Annotated in this window: 10 protein-coding genes; 3 read left to right on the forward strand and 7 right to left on the reverse strand. The window is 45.8% G+C overall.

Going from position 1 to position 16,867, the window contains the following annotated elements; genetic code table 11:
- Positions 1-21: 21 nt before the first annotated feature.
- From JGK39_RS02925 to JGK39_RS02940, 4 genes are all read right to left on the reverse strand, one after another.
- Positions 22-783, reverse strand: a complete 762-nt coding sequence (locus JGK39_RS02925) for a peptidylprolyl isomerase (protein ID WP_293295721.1) — start codon at positions 781-783, stop codon at positions 22-24.
- Positions 784-885: 102 nt separating this feature from the next.
- Positions 886-3,672 (reverse strand): C2 family cysteine protease, encoded by a 2,787-nt coding sequence (locus tag JGK39_RS02930; protein ID WP_293295723.1) that lies wholly within the window; start codon positions 3,670-3,672, stop codon positions 886-888.
- A 5-nt stretch (positions 3,673-3,677) separates the two neighbouring features.
- Positions 3,678-4,553 carry a hypothetical protein gene (locus JGK39_RS02935; protein ID WP_293321973.1) on the reverse strand — a complete coding sequence of 292 codons (876 nt, stop codon included), beginning with the start codon at positions 4,551-4,553 and terminating at the stop codon, positions 3,678-3,680.
- Positions 4,531-5,346 (reverse strand): DUF4114 domain-containing protein, encoded by an 816-nt coding sequence (locus JGK39_RS02940; protein ID WP_293321977.1) that lies wholly within the window; start codon positions 5,344-5,346, stop codon positions 4,531-4,533. Before JGK39_RS02940 ends, JGK39_RS02935 begins: the two co-directional genes overlap by 23 nt.
- 61 nt (positions 5,347-5,407) lie before the next feature.
- Here JGK39_RS02940 and JGK39_RS02945 point away from each other — a divergent pair, with 61 nt between their 5' ends.
- Positions 5,408-5,899, forward strand: coding sequence for a hypothetical protein (locus tag JGK39_RS02945; protein ID WP_293321980.1), 492 nt, complete (start codon positions 5,408-5,410; stop codon positions 5,897-5,899).
- Here the strand turns inward: JGK39_RS02945 and JGK39_RS02950 are convergent.
- Positions 5,877-6,449, reverse strand: a complete 573-nt coding sequence (locus JGK39_RS02950; RefSeq protein ID WP_293321983.1) for a PPC domain-containing protein — start codon at positions 6,447-6,449, stop codon at positions 5,877-5,879. The two genes, JGK39_RS02945 and JGK39_RS02950, sit on opposite strands and share 23 nt — an antisense overlap.
- A 1,033-nt stretch (positions 6,450-7,482) precedes the next feature.
- Between JGK39_RS02950 and bchI the strand changes: the two genes are divergently transcribed.
- Positions 7,483-8,553 carry a magnesium chelatase ATPase subunit I gene (gene bchI, locus JGK39_RS02955; protein ID WP_293248998.1) on the forward strand — a complete coding sequence of 357 codons (1,071 nt, stop codon included), beginning with the start codon at positions 7,483-7,485 and terminating at the stop codon, positions 8,551-8,553.
- A gap of 74 nt (positions 8,554-8,627) precedes the next feature.
- Here bchI and JGK39_RS02960 read toward each other — a convergent pair whose 3' ends face one another.
- Together JGK39_RS02960 and JGK39_RS02965 are read right to left on the reverse strand one after the other, a co-directional pair.
- Positions 8,628-9,251 (reverse strand): precorrin-8X methylmutase, encoded by a 624-nt coding sequence (locus JGK39_RS02960; RefSeq protein WP_293248989.1) that lies wholly within the window; start codon positions 9,249-9,251, stop codon positions 8,628-8,630.
- Positions 9,252-10,143: 892 nt separating this feature from the next.
- Entirely contained in the window at positions 10,144-10,947 is an 804-nt protein-coding gene (locus JGK39_RS02965; protein WP_293186972.1) for a TPM domain-containing protein, read from the reverse strand.
- Between the two features lie 687 nt (positions 10,948-11,634).
- On the opposite strand from JGK39_RS02965, the gene JGK39_RS02970 reads away from it, so the two are divergent.
- On the forward strand, positions 11,635-16,867 hold a 5,233-nt coding region (locus JGK39_RS02970; protein WP_293248992.1), incomplete at its 3' end, for a DUF4114 domain-containing protein.

The raw sequence follows: 16,867 nt of genomic DNA on the forward strand, positions 1-16,867 counted from the left end.
ACCTTGAACCTTGCAAGTCAACTACTTAACCTCTAATTTAATCTCCATGCTTTGCAGCTTTTCTTGCAACCACTGTTCAAACAACTGATTTTGTAATTCTTGTTTGAGTTTTCCATCTTCCAACGAAGCATCTAGGAATTGTTCCACGCGAAATAAACCGTAACGCCCTTCAATTTCGATCGGTCCAATAATTTCCCCAGCCTGAGCAAAATCCACACGCTCTTTCAGGATATCAGGCAAAGTGCCACGACTCACAGCACCCATCATCCCATTAAATATTCGGTCATCGGTGAAAGAATACTCTTTTGCTAAAGTTTCAAATGTTTTTTTTTCGGTTAATATTTCTTCTTTGAGTTTGTTGGCGAGTTCTCGATCGCTGACAATAATGCGGGAGATAACGACGCGATCGAAGAAAGGCTTTTGCGCCTTAAAATATTCCTCTAGTTTCGGTTCGCCAATCTTAGCTTTCAGCTTTTCTAACTTTAGGTCATTGGTGACTCCTTGCCGGAACTCGCCATAACCGATCCCATTTTTTGCCAGCCAGTTTTGAAAAATTTGCCCGTCTAGCAATTGCTTTTCTATCCGAAAATTTACAATTGCTTGTTCTAACTCGGCCACATCAATATCAATGGCTTCAACTTCCTTCAGTTCATGTTCTAAAATGTGCTGGCGCAAAATTTCTGCTAAAAACAAGCCAAATTTGCCCGAAGCCTTGAGATAGCCAATGGCTTGACTGAGAGAAATGCTTTGGTTGTTGACTTTTAAGAAATCAATAGATTCCATGTTTTTCGGATTTTAAGTTTTCAATGATTCAAACAAGTGACTGAGAAAAGATTTCCCAGTCACTTGTCAACTAACTAGGAAGCAGGGGTGGTATGAAATACCTTAACCATTCACCGTCCACTGGCTAAAGTATCTTTGTATCTGGTTCCAAGTTAATTCTATGATTCCCGGTTTAAAAGTGAAATCACTCCAATATAATTCGCCTTCCACTCCCCAAGGATTAAACAGTTTAAACAGTCCAGTAGCTTGATTGTAGCCAACCATTGTGTAAGCATGATTGTCAACTACATTAGATAATTTGGTGGAATCAAAATCCTTAGAGCTAAAGATTATTGTTTTTCCATAATTGAAGGCGTCAACTACTGTATTAGGTGTAGATGATTGTATCCAATCAGCAGTACCTTTTTTGTTGCTAATGTGATCTGTAGAATAACCACTCCAACCATTTTCAATGCCTTTGTAGCTGTTAAGTCCGTTGAGGTTAACATATTGATCGGTAGTTCCTGGAACCAACAACAATCGACCAAGCCAGCTCGCTTCATTCATCTGAGCATAGGCTTTTTCAGCTAAAGCGACCCACAACTCATTGGTTGAATCATCGTATTTTTTACCTTTGCCCACTTTGGCAAAGGGAAGGGTTCCATCGCTATTAACAGGTAAATACCGATCGACTGTTACATAGTCAGCCTTACCCTTGTTAAAGAAACGCACTGTGTAAGTTCCGTCGCCATTGTCGATAAACATCTCTCGAATGGCATCTGGTGTCTTTAGCGCAACAGAGGCTAAGGATGCCAAGTAATAGCAATCCCCGACGCTTCCTTGTCTGACATCTTCGTAACTGACGCCATTTAGGAACAAATTGCCTTCAGCATAACGATACACAACATTGGATGCGCTGCCGTAGGAATACTCTCCGAGCGGTAATGGACGATCGCCCCCGAAGAAGTGTTCTTGAATCAGCTTTTCGAGTTGGTTGTCACTGCTACCAGCGTACAAATTACCCAAATAACTGCCTTGATAGCTGTTGTTGGCTGGGTTTCCTTCAGCAATTTTGGCAGACAATACCCGCACGTGATCCGGCATTTTGATGAAGTCAGTGTTCTTGGTTAAAGCCTGGAGGTCAGCAAACTCGTTAGCATCTACTACCCCGCCGTCTTTGGCATCCCTGAAGATGTCTATCATGTCTTGGCGATCGAGCCAACCATCTTGAAAGCGCGATCGGGCCAAGGAACGAATCGCCAAATCTTTAATATTTTTCTCAAACCAATCAGCAGCCGCTGATGTAGAAACATTAAACGGCTTCCAAGCACCCCAACCGTCAACTCCATCAGCAGCAGCCACATATACCGCATCCGCGCCGACTGCTGTACCGCCAACAAAACGCACTGTATCCAGCTTGTCCGCATCCACGTAGAAGGTTTGACCGGCAGCTTGCGCGGCGCCATTTACCGTGAAATAACCGCTGGTGCTGCTGGTGTTGGCATCGTAGAATTTGTAGCTAGTAATTTTGTCCCCATCAGCATCAGTGGCGCTCAAGGATAGTTTAATTGACTCATTGGCTGTCACGGTTTGGTCGCTGGCGCTGACTGTGGGAGTAGAACCAGCTTGAGTTTGGATGGTATAGCCGTTCCAGTTACTCCAATCAGTGCCGTCATAGGCTCGCGCGTACACATAATCGCTGCCCGCAGTGCTGCCGCCAACAAAACGAACTGTACTCAGCTTATCCGCATCCACGTAGAAAGTTTGCTCGGCAGCTTGCGCGGCACCATTAACCGTGAAATAACCGCTTGTGCTGCTGTTGTTGTTATCGTAAAAAGCGTAGCGAGTAATTTTGTCTCCATCAGCATCGGTGACGCCAAAAGATGGCTGAATGGTTTGACTGCGGCGCACAGTTTGGTCGCTGACAGTTACGAATGGTATTTGATTGGCTTTTGTAGTCATCGTAACTGCTTGAGAACCCCAAGTTTGACCGTCATAAGCATAGATGGTTACAGAGTCGGTACCTGCAACTGAACCGCCGACAAAACGCACGGTGCTCAACTGTTCGGGAGTTACAGAGAATGCACTTGATTGCTGAACGCCGTTAAGAGTGAAGTAACCGCTAGTGCTGCTGGTATTTGAGTCTAAGAAATAGTACAGGCTGATCCGATCGCCATCGGCGTCAGTTACAGAGAAATTGGGGACAATACTCGCACCAGCATTTACTGTTTGATTGGTCGCAGTTACTACCGGCGCCTGATTGGCTTTTGTAGTCATCGTAACTGCTTGAGAGCCCCAAGTTTGACCGTCAGAAGCATAGATGGTTACAGAGTCGGTACCTGAAACCGAACCGCCAACAAAACGCACGGTGCTCAACTGTTCGGGAGTTACAGAGAATGCACTTGATTGTTGAACGCCATTAACGGTGAAATAACCGCTAGTGCTGCTGGTATTTGAGTCGTAGAAATAGTACAGGCTGATGCGATCGCCATCGGCGTCAGTTACAGAGAAATTTGGGGTAATACTCGCACCGACATTTACTGTTTGATTGCTAGCAGTTACTACCGGCGCCTGATTGGCTTTTGTAGTCATCGTAACTGCTTGAGAACCCCAAGTTTGACCGTCAGAAGCATAGATGGTTACAGAGTCGGTACCTGCAACTGAACCGCCAACAAAACGCACGGTGCTCAACTGTTCGGGAGTTACAGAGAATCCGCTGGTTTGTTGGACGCCATTAACGGTAAAATAACCGCTAGTGCTGCTGGTATTTTGGTCGTAGAAATAGTACAGGCTGATGCGATCGCCATCGGCATCAGTTACAGAGAAATTCGGGGTAATACTCGCACCGACATTTACTGTTTGATTGCTAGCAGTTACTACCGGCGCCTGATTGACTTTTTGAGTAGTCATCGTCACTACTTTACCGGCCCAAACTTTACCATCATAAGCGGCGATCGAAACAGAGTCGGTACCTGCAACTGAACCGCCGACAATTTACCATCATAAGCGGCGATCGAAACAGAGTCGGTACCTGCAACTGAACCGCCGACAAAACGCACGTTACTCAATTGCTCTGCAAGTATCGTGAATTCCTTGGTTTGTTTCACACCGTTAATGGTGAAGTAACCGCTCGTGCTGCTGCTGTTTAAATCTGAGAAATAGTAATTGCTGATCCGATCGCCATTTGCGTCACTTACAGAGAAACTCGGGCTGATACTTGCACCAGCATTTACTGTTTGATTGCTAGCAGTTACTACCGGTGCCGAGTTTGGAGAAGATGATGATATTGGAGCACTGAATACAGCTAGTTTTTGCGACGATGGATCAATTTTATGTTTGACTGTTGGTTCAGCTTCGGGCGGCATATCTTGCACCGATCCTTTGATAATTGGTTCATCGGAAATCGATTTATCTTGCACCGGATTTTTCACAACCGATAGCTCGGAAATCGGTTTATCTTGCACCGGATTTTTCACAACCGATAGCTCGGAAATCGGTTTATCTTGCACCGGATTTTTGATATTTGGCTCATCGGCGATCGGCCGATCTTGCACCGGATTTTTGATATTTGGCTCATCGGCGATCGGCCGATCTTGCACCGCATCTTTCACAACCGGCGGCTCGGAAATCGGCTTATCTGTTACCGGAACTTTCACAACCTGTGGCTCGGAAATCGGCTTATCTGTTACCGGATCTTTCACAACCTGTGGCTCGGAAATCGGCTTATCTGTTACCGGATCTTTCACCACCGGCGGCTCGGAAATCGGCTTATCTGTTACCGGATCTTTCACCACCGGCGGCTCGGAATACCGGATCTTTCACCACCGGCGGCTCGGAAATCGGCTTATCTGTTACCGGATCTTTCACCACCGGCGGCTCGGCGATCGGCTTATCTGTTACCGGATCTTTCACCACCGGCGGCTCGGAAATCGGCTTATCTGTTACCGGATCTTTCACAACCTGTGGCTGGGCGATCGGCTTATCTGTTACCGGATCTTTCACCACCGGCGGCTCGGCGATCGGCTTATCTGTTACCGGATCTTTCACCACCTTCCCTGTAGCGTAATCAAGCACTTGCTTGCCCAAATCAGTTTTCCGCCAATCCTTATTCGGGTTTACTACATCATCCATCAAAGCAGCTTTACCTTTAGCACCGCGCACTTGGAAAATAATATCGTTGTAATCCTTATCAGTCCCTAAATCGAACCGCATATCCTCCATAGCAAAGGTATTCCCTTCTCCGGTAAGATCGGCAAGTTGACCCAAATGAAATGCTTCGTTCGGATTAGCGGTTACCATCGAGAATAAAGGACGTTTATCGCCCCCGAAACCGGGATAGTCGTACAGGAATTTTACCGTGTCGTTCGGTACGAGCATGAAGCCAAATTCATCACCGGGAGTCATCGCAAACGTCTTGACTCCTAAGTGAGATCCCTCGTTAAAATTACCTTCGGGTAAATTACCTGAAAATCTCGCACCTTCGCTCAAATCGTCGATAACTATGTGACCTTTTTCAGAGTTGCTCAGTGCCCGACCCGCAGCTTCTTTCAAAAACTCTGCCGATCCGGGTACAAACTTCTCCATCCCTTTGAGGCTGATAATCGCTAGTTGACCGCGATAGAAGCCACCATCTAATAGATAATCGATGCTGACTTTCCCCGTAGAATCAACAACAAATTTACCGGATGTAAAAGGGTTGGCTGCTGTTATTGGTTTGTTAGTCGGTGAGTTGCTTTCTTTTGTTGTTTCGGCAGTCGCGATCGAACTATTTGTAGTTTCTTTTTTGGTCTCTTCCCCGTTATTGGTAGCGGTATTAGTTTTGTCGGATGGCTGGCCAGAATCCAGGGCAGCAGCTACATTCTCGCCTGATTTAGCGGCAATATCTGTTGTGCCTGCAGTGCTAGTAGGAGTGTTTGCGGTAGCAGTTTTGCTGGTTGTTTCAGCGGTGGAAATTGCCGAAGTGCTGCCCGCACTAACTTGTGTCGTGCTATTTGTTGTGGCGGCAACTGTTGCTGTTGTTAATGGTGCAGGTGGTTCTGTTTTGGATTTGGTAGTTGTTTCGGAACCTGCACTAACTTGTGTCGTGCTATTTGTTGTGGTAACTGTTGCTGTTGTTAATGTTGCTTTGTTGTGGTAACTGTTGCTGTTGTTAATGTTGCAGGTGGTTCTGTTTTGGATTTGGTAGTTGTTTCGGAACCTGCACTAACTTCGGTAGTTGCTGGTGGTGCTGCGGTGACAGTCTTCTCCTCAATAGGTTCTCCTGTAATTGCATCTTTATTCGCTGTTTGTTGTTCGGGATTTGTGGCGCTTTTTGCGACAAGCGGATCGTCTGCTTTGGCTCCGGTGAGGGTGTCTGCTGCTGCTTGTTGAGTGTTAGTTTCTGCTAAATTCAGCCTGTATTTGATGTCGCCACTAATTTGTACAACTTTGAGTGTATAGTCTCCGGCAATTAAGCTGTCAGCGCTAATTGTGTCTGCTGCTGTTCCCGCATTGGTTGAACTGTAAAGTGTTGCGCCGCTGTTGTCCAATAAAAATATGTCGGCGTTTCCGCTTAAATTGTCGATCGAAAATTTGAAACTTCCCGGACTGTTGATGTTAAATTTGTAAAGGTCGTAGATATTTGCAGTACCAACACTACCCGTGTAGCTTTTGCTGTCAGTCAACGCCCCGATATTAAGTTCAGCCATTTTGTACACCTGAAATATAATTTGTTTAAAACTTCCTCAAATATCTATTGAATTTGAGTAGAATCAGTTTGAGTTGTGGAGAATCGATCGCCCTCTTATGTTTTTATGTTGTCTCCTCTGCGTTTTTTTAGCATTTCGATATCCTAGAAATTTTTCCAAAAACTGAAAGTTTCACGGCAGAGTTTTTCCTGCTTCACTGAAGCAGAGAAGTGTGAGAGTTGTTTGTGAAAAAGCTTTAGTGATATTTGCCAGGGCTTCAGACCTCAATCCAAATTTCACCTTGGTTTTCATATTATCAAACAGCAAAAAAAAAAGCAATACGTATGAATACGGGAGTTGTTACCTGAGATGTTGTATGTCATAATTAAATAGGGTAAAAACTTTACAGAAACTTTACAATGCCCGTATAATTTTTTGAAACTTCCCGGACTGTTGTTGTATGTCATAATTAAATAGAGTAAAAACTTTACAGAAACTTTACAATGCCCGTATAATTTTTAAAAACTTCCCGGACTCGTGATGTTAAATTTGTAAAGGTCGTAGATATTTGCAGTACCGACACTACCGGTGTAGCTTTTGCCGTCAGTCAACGCCCCGATATTAAGTTCAGCCATTTTTACCCCTGAAAAATAGTTGCTTCAAAGTGCTCTTGATTATCTATCTGGGCGAACTGAAGTTTTTTATGCAAATTCCGGAAAATCGTTACATTTCTTTACAATAGGGTGCGATTCCCTAGGGGATAGCTACCATTCGCGAAGGTTTCGCGCCCTTGCTACCTGGGAATGCGATTCCCAAAGCTGGCGGCGGTAGCGCTGGTGGTGTGGGGCCGATCGCTCGCAACTTTCGGGCCTGGGAGGGTTGACAAAAAATCTGAGTTTTGTTATGTAAAGCAGTTCGATCGGATCCAAAATCCAAAATCTAAAATCTAAAATCTAAAATCCCTTATCCCTTACAATAAACAGGCAATTATTATATTTTGAGTTATCCTGTGATTCCTACTGCCGAAGTCAGCAATAACGTAAATGCGGGCGCTCTGCCAACCGTTACCGCCACCGCAGCCCGCCGCGCTGTTTTTCCCTTCACTGCGATTGTTGGCCAGGAGGAGATGAAACTGGCGCTGCTTTTGAATGTCATCGATCCCAAAATTGGTGGCGTGATGATTATGGGCGATCGCGGTACAGGCAAATCTACCACAATCCGCGCCCTCACAGATTTACTGCCAGAAATTGAAGTCGTGGCTGACGATCCTTTTAACAGCCATCCCACCGATCCCGATTTGATGAGCGATGAGGTGCGCGATCGCACTTTGCATCACGGTACAATGCCGATCGCCCGCAAAAAAGTACAAATGGTAGACTTGCCGCTCGGCGCTACCGAAGACCGAGTTTGCGGTACGATCGACATCGAGAAAGCTTTGTCCGAAGGTGTGAAAGCTTTTGAACCAGGCCTTTTAGCTAAAGCCAACCGCGGCATTCTTTATGTCGATGAAGTCAATTTGCTCGACGATCACTTAGTCGATGTTTTGCTCGACTCCGCCGCCAGCGGTTGGAATACTGTTGAAAGAGAAGGCATCTCAATCCGCCACCCGGCTAAATTTATTTTAATCGGTTCCGGTAATCCAGAAGAAGGAGAATTGCGGCCGCAATTGCTCGACAGATTCGGAATGCACGCCGAAATTCGCACTGTAAAAGATCCTAATCTGAGAGTAGAAATTGTCGAACAGCGATCGAGTTTCGATCAAGATCCGCCCGAGTTTCTCGCCAAATATCAGCACCAACAAGACGATATGCAGCAGAAATTGGTGGAAGCCCAAGAAAGATTAAAATCCGTAAATCTCGATCGCGATTTGCGAGTAAAAATTTCCCAAGTCTGCGCGGAATTGGACGTAGACGGGCTGCGGGGCGATTTAGTCACAAATCGGGCCGCAAAAGCTTACACCGCCCTAGAATGCCGCACAGAGGTCACTGTAGACGATATTCGCAAGGTAATGACTCTCTGTTTGCGCCACCGTTTGCGGAAAGACCCGCTCGAATCCATAGATTCCGGCTATAAAGTGACTAAAGTGTTCGATCGAGTATTCGGCCTAGAAACAACCGAAGGTTAGAGCATCGATGGCCAAGAGTAGTATCTTAACAAATGGAACCTCTGCGAGTCGGCTTTAAATTCTGATAAACCCGATCAACTGTTCCCCTCTTGGCCATAGGCCTGCCAAGCCAAATCCACCAAACCGTTAACAATCGCCACAGCAACCACCGCCGAACCCTTGCGCCCCTCAATCCGAATATGAGGAACCATCGAATCGTGCAGCCTTGACTTAGCCACGTCAACCCCGACAAACCCCGAAGGCGTTCCAATCACCAAAGCCGGTCGAATTTCCTCAGCCTCAATCAAATCCACCAGCGCCGACAAAGAAGTTTGAGCCTGGCCAACCACAAAAATCCCCTCAGGATAGCGTCTGGCCAAAGTTTCAATTCCCCAAGCCGCCCGAGTCCGTTCCTTTTGAGGGCGCGTCAAAGCCTCCATCGAACAGTAAACCGGATTCGCAAAGGTATTTTGAATTTGTGGCGTAATGCCCACCTGCACCATCGGCACATCTACCACGATCGTAGTTCGTGCAGCCAAAGCAGCCGCCCCAGCTTGCAAAGCCTGATCGGAAAAACTAATTAAAGACTTGTACTCAAAATCAGCAGTCGCATATATCACACGGCGGACTATTTCGTACTCCGCCGCAGAAAAACCGTGGTCGCCAATTTCATTATCGATTAATCCCAGACTCTGGGCATCGCTTACGTGCCATTCCATTTGTTGGATAGCTGTCGCCTGTGTGTTGTCAGGTATCAGCTTACCAGCTTTTAGTCATAACAGAAGGAAGAAGGAAGAAGGAAGAAGGAAGAAGGAAGAGGGGAGAAGGAAGAAGGAAGAAGGAAGAAGCAGTCTAATCAAGGGTTTCAGAAATTACGCAGGGTGTCTAGAAACCGGGTTTTTTCACAGCAATACTTCGTTACAGCCGACAAAAAAGCTAAAAAACCCGGTTTCTTTGGACTTGCGCGCGAGGCAGAGAAACCGGGTTTTTCACGAGTTAACTTGGTTGCGGCCCCCAGATTCCTTGACATACTCCCCGACCGTCGCGGACGGGGATTCTAATTCATGGTTCACAGAAGTCGGCTTGCTATATCAGGCTTCCCTTTGATAGTAGAGGCAGTCTTCTCCCCATGCTTTCCCTCGAACGAGGCAGATTCCTAATGCCCTTAGGTACTGTTAGATTAAATTAATCATGGCTTTTGTTTCTTTGGGTACTTAACTTATTTCCCCTAGCTATGTTTTTCTTGGCTTTCGCTACCCAATATTTGGCAGATATCAACTCTGCTTTCTGGTTCAAGGAGTCTTAACAAGCCACCACCATGGGATTTCCAACCAATATAATTATACCAAAAGCCGATACTCAAAGCACGGGGCTTTAGACCCCATTTTTTGGTAAAAGCTGAAAGTCTTATAGAGCAGGACTTTCACCCTCGGGGTTCAAGGCATGGGTTCCGATCGCCCAAGCGATCGCTAATTGTCCATTTAGTAGGGTTTCATTGATTGGATGCGGTTTTTATTTTTCGAGAGTGATGAAAGAGCGCCAAGAGTCACACTAATGACTGATGACTGATGACTGATGACTAATGACTAATAACTAATGACTCATCAAAAACTAACTTTCTTCTGAAGGAGACTTGCCCAATACTGGAGTCAAGAATGCTACCAAAGCCCCGATCGCAAAACCGGCCACATTTCGAGCCAAAGGCAACCAATCAGAAGTCCGAGTTACCACCGGCCCAATTCCGAAGGCCAAAAACAGAATCCCCCACAGCGGCGAAAAAATCAGCGCCCACTGCCAAGACACACCGTCTCCCGGTTTCCGAGGCTGAGCCGCAAACCCGCAGATCACGCCGCCCAGCACCGACGTAATTAAAGTCAGCACCCACTGTTCCCTCGGCAAACCTGGAACTACGCGACAACCGCCCTGACGCAAACAGCCTTCTATCGACTCCAAAGATTCAATGATCGATCGATCTTCGCCATTGTCCCGCACAAAAAACTGATTGCCGTAGCGGGTTTGCAGTTCCACCCAAAAAGTCCGGGGCAGCAGTGGATACAGCGCATCGCCCACATTAAAATTCAGCAAATTGCCGCCTCGGGGGTCAGCAACTAGCAATACACTTTTATTATCTAAGCCCCAATAACTTTTCACAGCCAAACCGGGCGTGCGATCGTACTGAGTCAGCACTCGCAGCTTCCAACCGGTTTCGGCTTCAAAGGCGTTTAAATTTTTTGCCAAACCCTCTTCTTCAATATCCGTAAGGGCTTTAGCTAAATCAATAATCGGCGTCTGAGTCTTCGGCAACAAATCGGGATTGTTGAAAGCATGGGCCGCAGGTGCGATCGTCCACACCGACAAAGCCAGAAAAAAGGCGACAGCAGAGGCTAGAAATTTGCGGGGGAAAAGCTGTGACATAGGAAATTCTAATCCGGGTCTTAATTGTGAATGTTAGCTGGCGGTCTTAACCAGAGGATAAGAGAAAACTCATATTTCTTTACAATTATTTACTTTACAGGAACCCGAGAGCAAGGGGAAGGGTTCGGGGAAGGAAAGTTTGCGATCGGGGAAGGGGCTGACAATTAACTGTAGAGGGCGCGATCGATCTGCAAACCACCGTTAAACAAGAGCTCGATTTCCTGACGGGGTGAGTATCTTGGGTTGTCCAAGTCCTTCTATTTTCATCTGGCGGGCGATCGCAGTTCCGTTAATCGATCGGGACTTATGGGGCTCCAGAAACCGGGTTTTTTTACCACAATACTTCGCTATGAGCAGCAGATTAGGTAAAAAACCCGGTTTCTTTCCTAGGAGTGCGTCCAGGACTATTGATAATAATTGAAGCCGATGCTAACAGAGAGAGACCGGATGTGCGATCGGTTATTTAAGTATTTTCCTGCCTAAAAAAACTTACCTTCATAAAGATTTAGCATAAATTTAAAAACAATCAGTAAATATACGGAAAACCTAACAGACTAGCAACACAAAAAAAACTCGGAACTTCTGTATTTTCCCGAATTTCTTTATAATCGAGTCTAGCCGATAATGATGAGTAACCGCTGAATAATGATTTAAAAGAAATTAACCATTTCTCAAGAAGTGTCCAGAGTGCCTTTAACCGACCCGATTAGAGAACCTTTAACAGAAGTGGAATCCTTAATTCCCGGACTTGCCCCAACTTTTGCCCCACAACTGCCGGGAATTCAGACTAACAAAACCTTATTATATCAAACTCCTGGCTCTTCATCAAACTCTGAACAACCTAACTTAATAGAAACCGCAAAGCCGCCACAATCCGAATTCATTCGAGCCGAAACCGATGCTTTTATTACTAACAAAGCCTCCGATATTAACAGCATACCTTCTGCTAAAACCAGTGCCACCAAAACTAACAGCTACTCCAGGGATTCAACAACTTCTGAAATTGACCTTCTAATTGGCAAACTCGACTCGGAATTAGGAGATCCCCTGACAAACCCGAATCCAACTGCCTCAAATAGCGAGCCTTTTGACTCTAATAAACCCGTTCCTCACCCACCTGCAATCAGCTCGTTAGTCAGTAACTCAGAAATTAATAAAACCACACCTGCTACAACCACTGCAAGTGATAAATTACCTGAAAATAAAACACAATTACTCCCAACCGGAGTTACCAACTCAGAAAAAGAAAATAACAAAACATTACCCGTTATAACTACATCCACAAACTTAGAAAAAGCTTCGGAAAAAACACCATTACCCGCAACCCCTGAAACGAGTTCAAAACCCGAAGATAACAAAACATTCTTATCGTCAGGGGCTACACTCAAAAGTGATTCAGAACCCAATAAAACATCACCTGCAACTGTATCAACGGTTGACAACTTAGAGCCGAACAAAACATCACCTGCAACTGCGTCAACCGCCGATAGCTCAGAGCCGAAAAAAACATCACCTACAACTGCATCAACCATAATACCAGATCGCAGTACAACTTCATCAGAAAAATCCGAGAAAATTGCAGTAACAAATTTAACCGAAACTGTTGCGGCTAGCCCAAATATTCCATCGACTGATAAAACCTCTACAGACAAACAGTCCCCAGTTGCCACAACTGACGACAAGATAGACTCAGACAAGCAATCTCAAAACTCCACAATTGTGGAGAAAGCCAACTCAGGCGAACAATCTCGTACTGCCGAAGTTTCTGACAAAATAGACTCCGATAAAAAAGCTCCAATTGCCCAGACTTCAGAAACAAAAAACTCAGACAAACAGCTTCCTGTTGCCGAAGCTACCCTGATAGACTCAGACAAAAAATCCCCAACAATCGATGCAACACCGACAGAAAAACTCACTTCAAATTCTCAACTTCCGCCGACAACACAGCCCCCAACAGCCCAATTAATTCCAGCCACATCTAACCCAGTTTTACCTGACACTAATATCAGTGCAGAAGTCAAATCAACCGATTTACAAAAGCCAGTACAAACCGCTACTCAATCTTTAACTGACAAACAGAATGATACAGGAAAAGTTGACCCATTAAAAATCGAACCTGCTACAATACCAAAAACACCAGCCAGTGAAAATGTAGCGGTGACGACAGCAGCAACAGCAGTTAAAACCCCAGAAAAAACTCCGAACAATACTGACTCAGTTTCGGAAATTAAACAGCCAGTTAAAACAGAATCTATTGTCAGTCAATCAGCAGATGCTGAATTAATCAAAACCGACAAAGATGCAACTTCCAGCATCTCTCAACCTCCCGCAGAAACCGAGTCAGTTATCGCTCCAATTGCGGAAAAGTCTCCTGCAATAACAGAGTCGCTTGTCTCTAACGTTGGCGAACAATCACCCAAACAAAGCAACTCCAACGTTTCTACCGTACCCGAACAATTGCCAACAAAAACCGAGTCAATTATTTCCACAAAAAACGATTCGGCTACGCTAGAAAATGAGAACGCTTTTCCTGAAATAACATCAGAACTTGAAAGCGAATTGCCAACAAAAACCGATTCGGTTTCGACAGCAGAATTCACTGCTGATACAATCGAACGGAACATTACTGTTTCCTTCACAGCAGCGGAATTAGAAACTGAGAAAAGCCCAGCACTCTTCTCAACTCCATCAGAGACAGCAGCAGTTACGACACAGATAGCAGAAGTCGAAACAAGCGCTTCACCCTCAACTCTTAAATCCCCACATGAACCAACTTCAAACTATAATAGCAATTCAAATTCAACAGAAACTGTCGCTGTTCTACCTGCGTATTCTGATGGGCCACAATCCGCAGAGATAACCAGCGATTTACTGCTGTCAGAAACCGAAGAATCTGCTCAAAGTCTAGACAATATTGCAGACACTCAACTCAATCCAACACAGCGTATCGGCGACTCTCACACCAATACCAATACCCCAACAAATTTCTCAATAACAGCAGCAGCCAACTCACCCATTCCCGGCACTTTCCTTGTAGATGACCAAGGACAAGTCAAATTTGACTATCAGTTTGACGGCGGCTACTTTACTGGCGAAGTCGGCATTTTTAGTCTTTCAGGAATGGAAACATTTACACCTGGTACTCCAGAATTCATCGCCGAAGCTGCTAGGAGAGTCCTAACTAATTCCACATTAGGAAACGTTGTAATCCGCGACAGTGCAGAAGGAGCAAAATTCACCGGTTCGATGCCGGGAGAATACGACTTTGGTTCAGGAGAATATCAGGGTATCAAAACTTTCAACATGACCCCTGGAGACACTTTTGCCGTCATGTTCGTACCCAGCGGTACAGTACAATCATCCCTCCAATACTCCTGGCTGTGGGATTTGTTTCCCGAAAACCGTCCCTTATTCAGTATCGCCACAGCCAATCCCAACGATACCGCTCATCTGCTACAAATAGCCGACATTACGGGCAGCGGTAACACCTTTGCCCTCGAAGATATGTCATCCGCTAACTCAGACAGAGATTACAATGACCTAATCTTTAAAATTAGTGGCGCAACCGGAAACGCACCGCTGCTAGATACAGTCATCAACCCTGACAAAGAATGGCGCAATACGACTCTGGGACAACAATTGCTCGCCGAAGCGAATCCCCCGAATTCTGACAACAATCCGCCCGTTGTTTCACCGACAAGCGCTCGGACTTACACAGAATTAGAGACAACTATTTCATTAGAAAATCTTGCCACAGATGCAGAAGGCGACCCTCTGACAATTAGCGTCCTCAATCCAGTAAACGGCACAGTAATTTTCAATCCCTTAACTAACAAAGCATCGTTTAAACCAGCAACCGGTTTCTCTGGAATTGCCAGCTTTGATTTCCTTGCCAGCGACGCTTTTGGGAGTTCAACGCCCGCGCGGGTGACAGTCAACGTCAGCGATGTTCCGCTGCTGAATCTAGATTTTGTGAAGCGAAATCCCCGACTGGATGCAGGAGAAAATACGGAATTAGTTGTGCTGGGAGATTTTGCCGACCAAAAAGGTGTAGTGCTGCCAGATTCTTATCTAACTTACACTTCAATAAATCCAGAAGTAGCACCCATTGACGCGACCGGGAAAGTGACGGGTTTGGTCAACGGCACTTCGATTTTGAGCGCGAGTCGCAACAACCTGCAAGCAGTAACAGCGGTGCGAGTTGGAAAATTGCCAGCCCCAACCAACGATGCAGAATTTAATGGAGCACTAGCTGAGATTAACGGTTTGAATGTCTATCCCAAAGCAGTCACAATGACAGCCGGAATGGGACGCTCGCTTTTAGTAGGAATTGAAAATATCATCAAATCCCCCGATCTGAAATTCGGCTCTACAGGAACTCGCTATTTCCCCGGAAACTCCAACTTATTGCAAGTGAATTCAGACGGCATTATAACTGCAATAGAAGAAGGAGTTACTAACGTCACCGTCATTCACGGAGCAGCCGAACAAGTCGTGCCAGTACGAGTCTCCCTTCCTGCCGCCGCCGGAACAATTTTAGGAGTAAATGGCGGTGCTGTTACTGGCAGTGACGGTTCAATTGTGATGGTGCCACCCGGTGCTCTTGCCGAAAATACAGCTATTAGCTTGACATCTCTAACCAGCAATGATCTATCGCTACAACTTCCCGACGGTTTGCAGTTTGCCGGAGGCTTTAATTTAGACTTGGGCGACAACTCCTTGAAAATTCCCGCTCAATTAGCAATTCCTGCCCCTGCCGGCTTATCTCCTGGTACCGAAATTTTATTCCTGCGAAAAGGTTCGCTGCCGGATGCTAACAATATTTATTCTCCAATTTGGCTGATTCAAGAATCCGGTGTAGTCGATGCCAGCGGTACTATTCGCACTAATTCTCCACCATTTACCGGTATTTTGGAGACTGCCGAAATAGCGATGATAGCAATGCCGGACCTGGAGTTACAGAAGTTGGCATTGGAAAAGTTGCTCACCACCTCCAATATAAATGGTTCCCTTCTCTCAACAAATGTCGGTCTCCAAAATGGTTCCCTTCTCTCAACAAATGTCGGTCTCCAAAACAGCTTTTTAGCAGCCAATGCCGGTTTAATCGGTATAGCCGCCGTCACCACAGCTCAATTCGCCGCTACAATTTTACTGCTGGCTTACTTGGCTAAATACCTGAAATCTGGATTGAAAATTATCGCCATTCCTGAAGTCGGCTTACCTGTAGTCACTCCGGCGGGTGTAGAACTCGACCCAGAAGGGATTCCCCGCGTCACAGCCACTCTAAACATACCCACACTATTCCCAGCAGACCCCTTCGCACCTCCAGTGCTTCAATCCGCTGAATATAAGTTGGAAAATGGCGAACCAACCGTCGTCCTGACAGGCAGCAACTTCCTGAATAACTCCAATGATTTAGGCGGTGAATTTAAAGACTTAACAGTCAGCTTCCGCGTCGGCGACAAAACTTATCCAGGCACATTGATACCGGATAAAAACACCGATTTGGGAGAAAATAGCTACAAAATTGCTGTCAAAATTCCGATTACCGTACCCCTCGGCGAATCCAGCATTGTAGTGTCGAGGAAGCAGAAAAAGCGCTTCGGGCCGGGTACTGGAGATTACGAGACTGTCGAACTAGAAAGTGAAGAAAATATCCGCCTCGCTCCTACCTGCGTTGAATTGGCACTGGTAACAGAACGCACGGGCGACAAAATCAACGTTATTAACCTCAAAGACCCTTTATCAACTGTTGAAACCCAGAGCAGCGATAAATTGGCGGTTGCTATTAACATTCCTGTAGGTAATCCCAATACATCAGACCGACCGGAGTCGATCGCGCCTACTAACAATGCTACCCGCGCCTACGTGACTCTGCGGGACACCGGTCGCGTGTCTGTGGTGGATTTGATGGCGCTGC

This window comes from Microcoleus sp. PH2017_12_PCY_D_A (assembly GCF_020738565.1).
Classification (GTDB): domain Bacteria; phylum Cyanobacteriota; class Cyanobacteriia; order Cyanobacteriales; family Microcoleaceae; genus Microcoleus.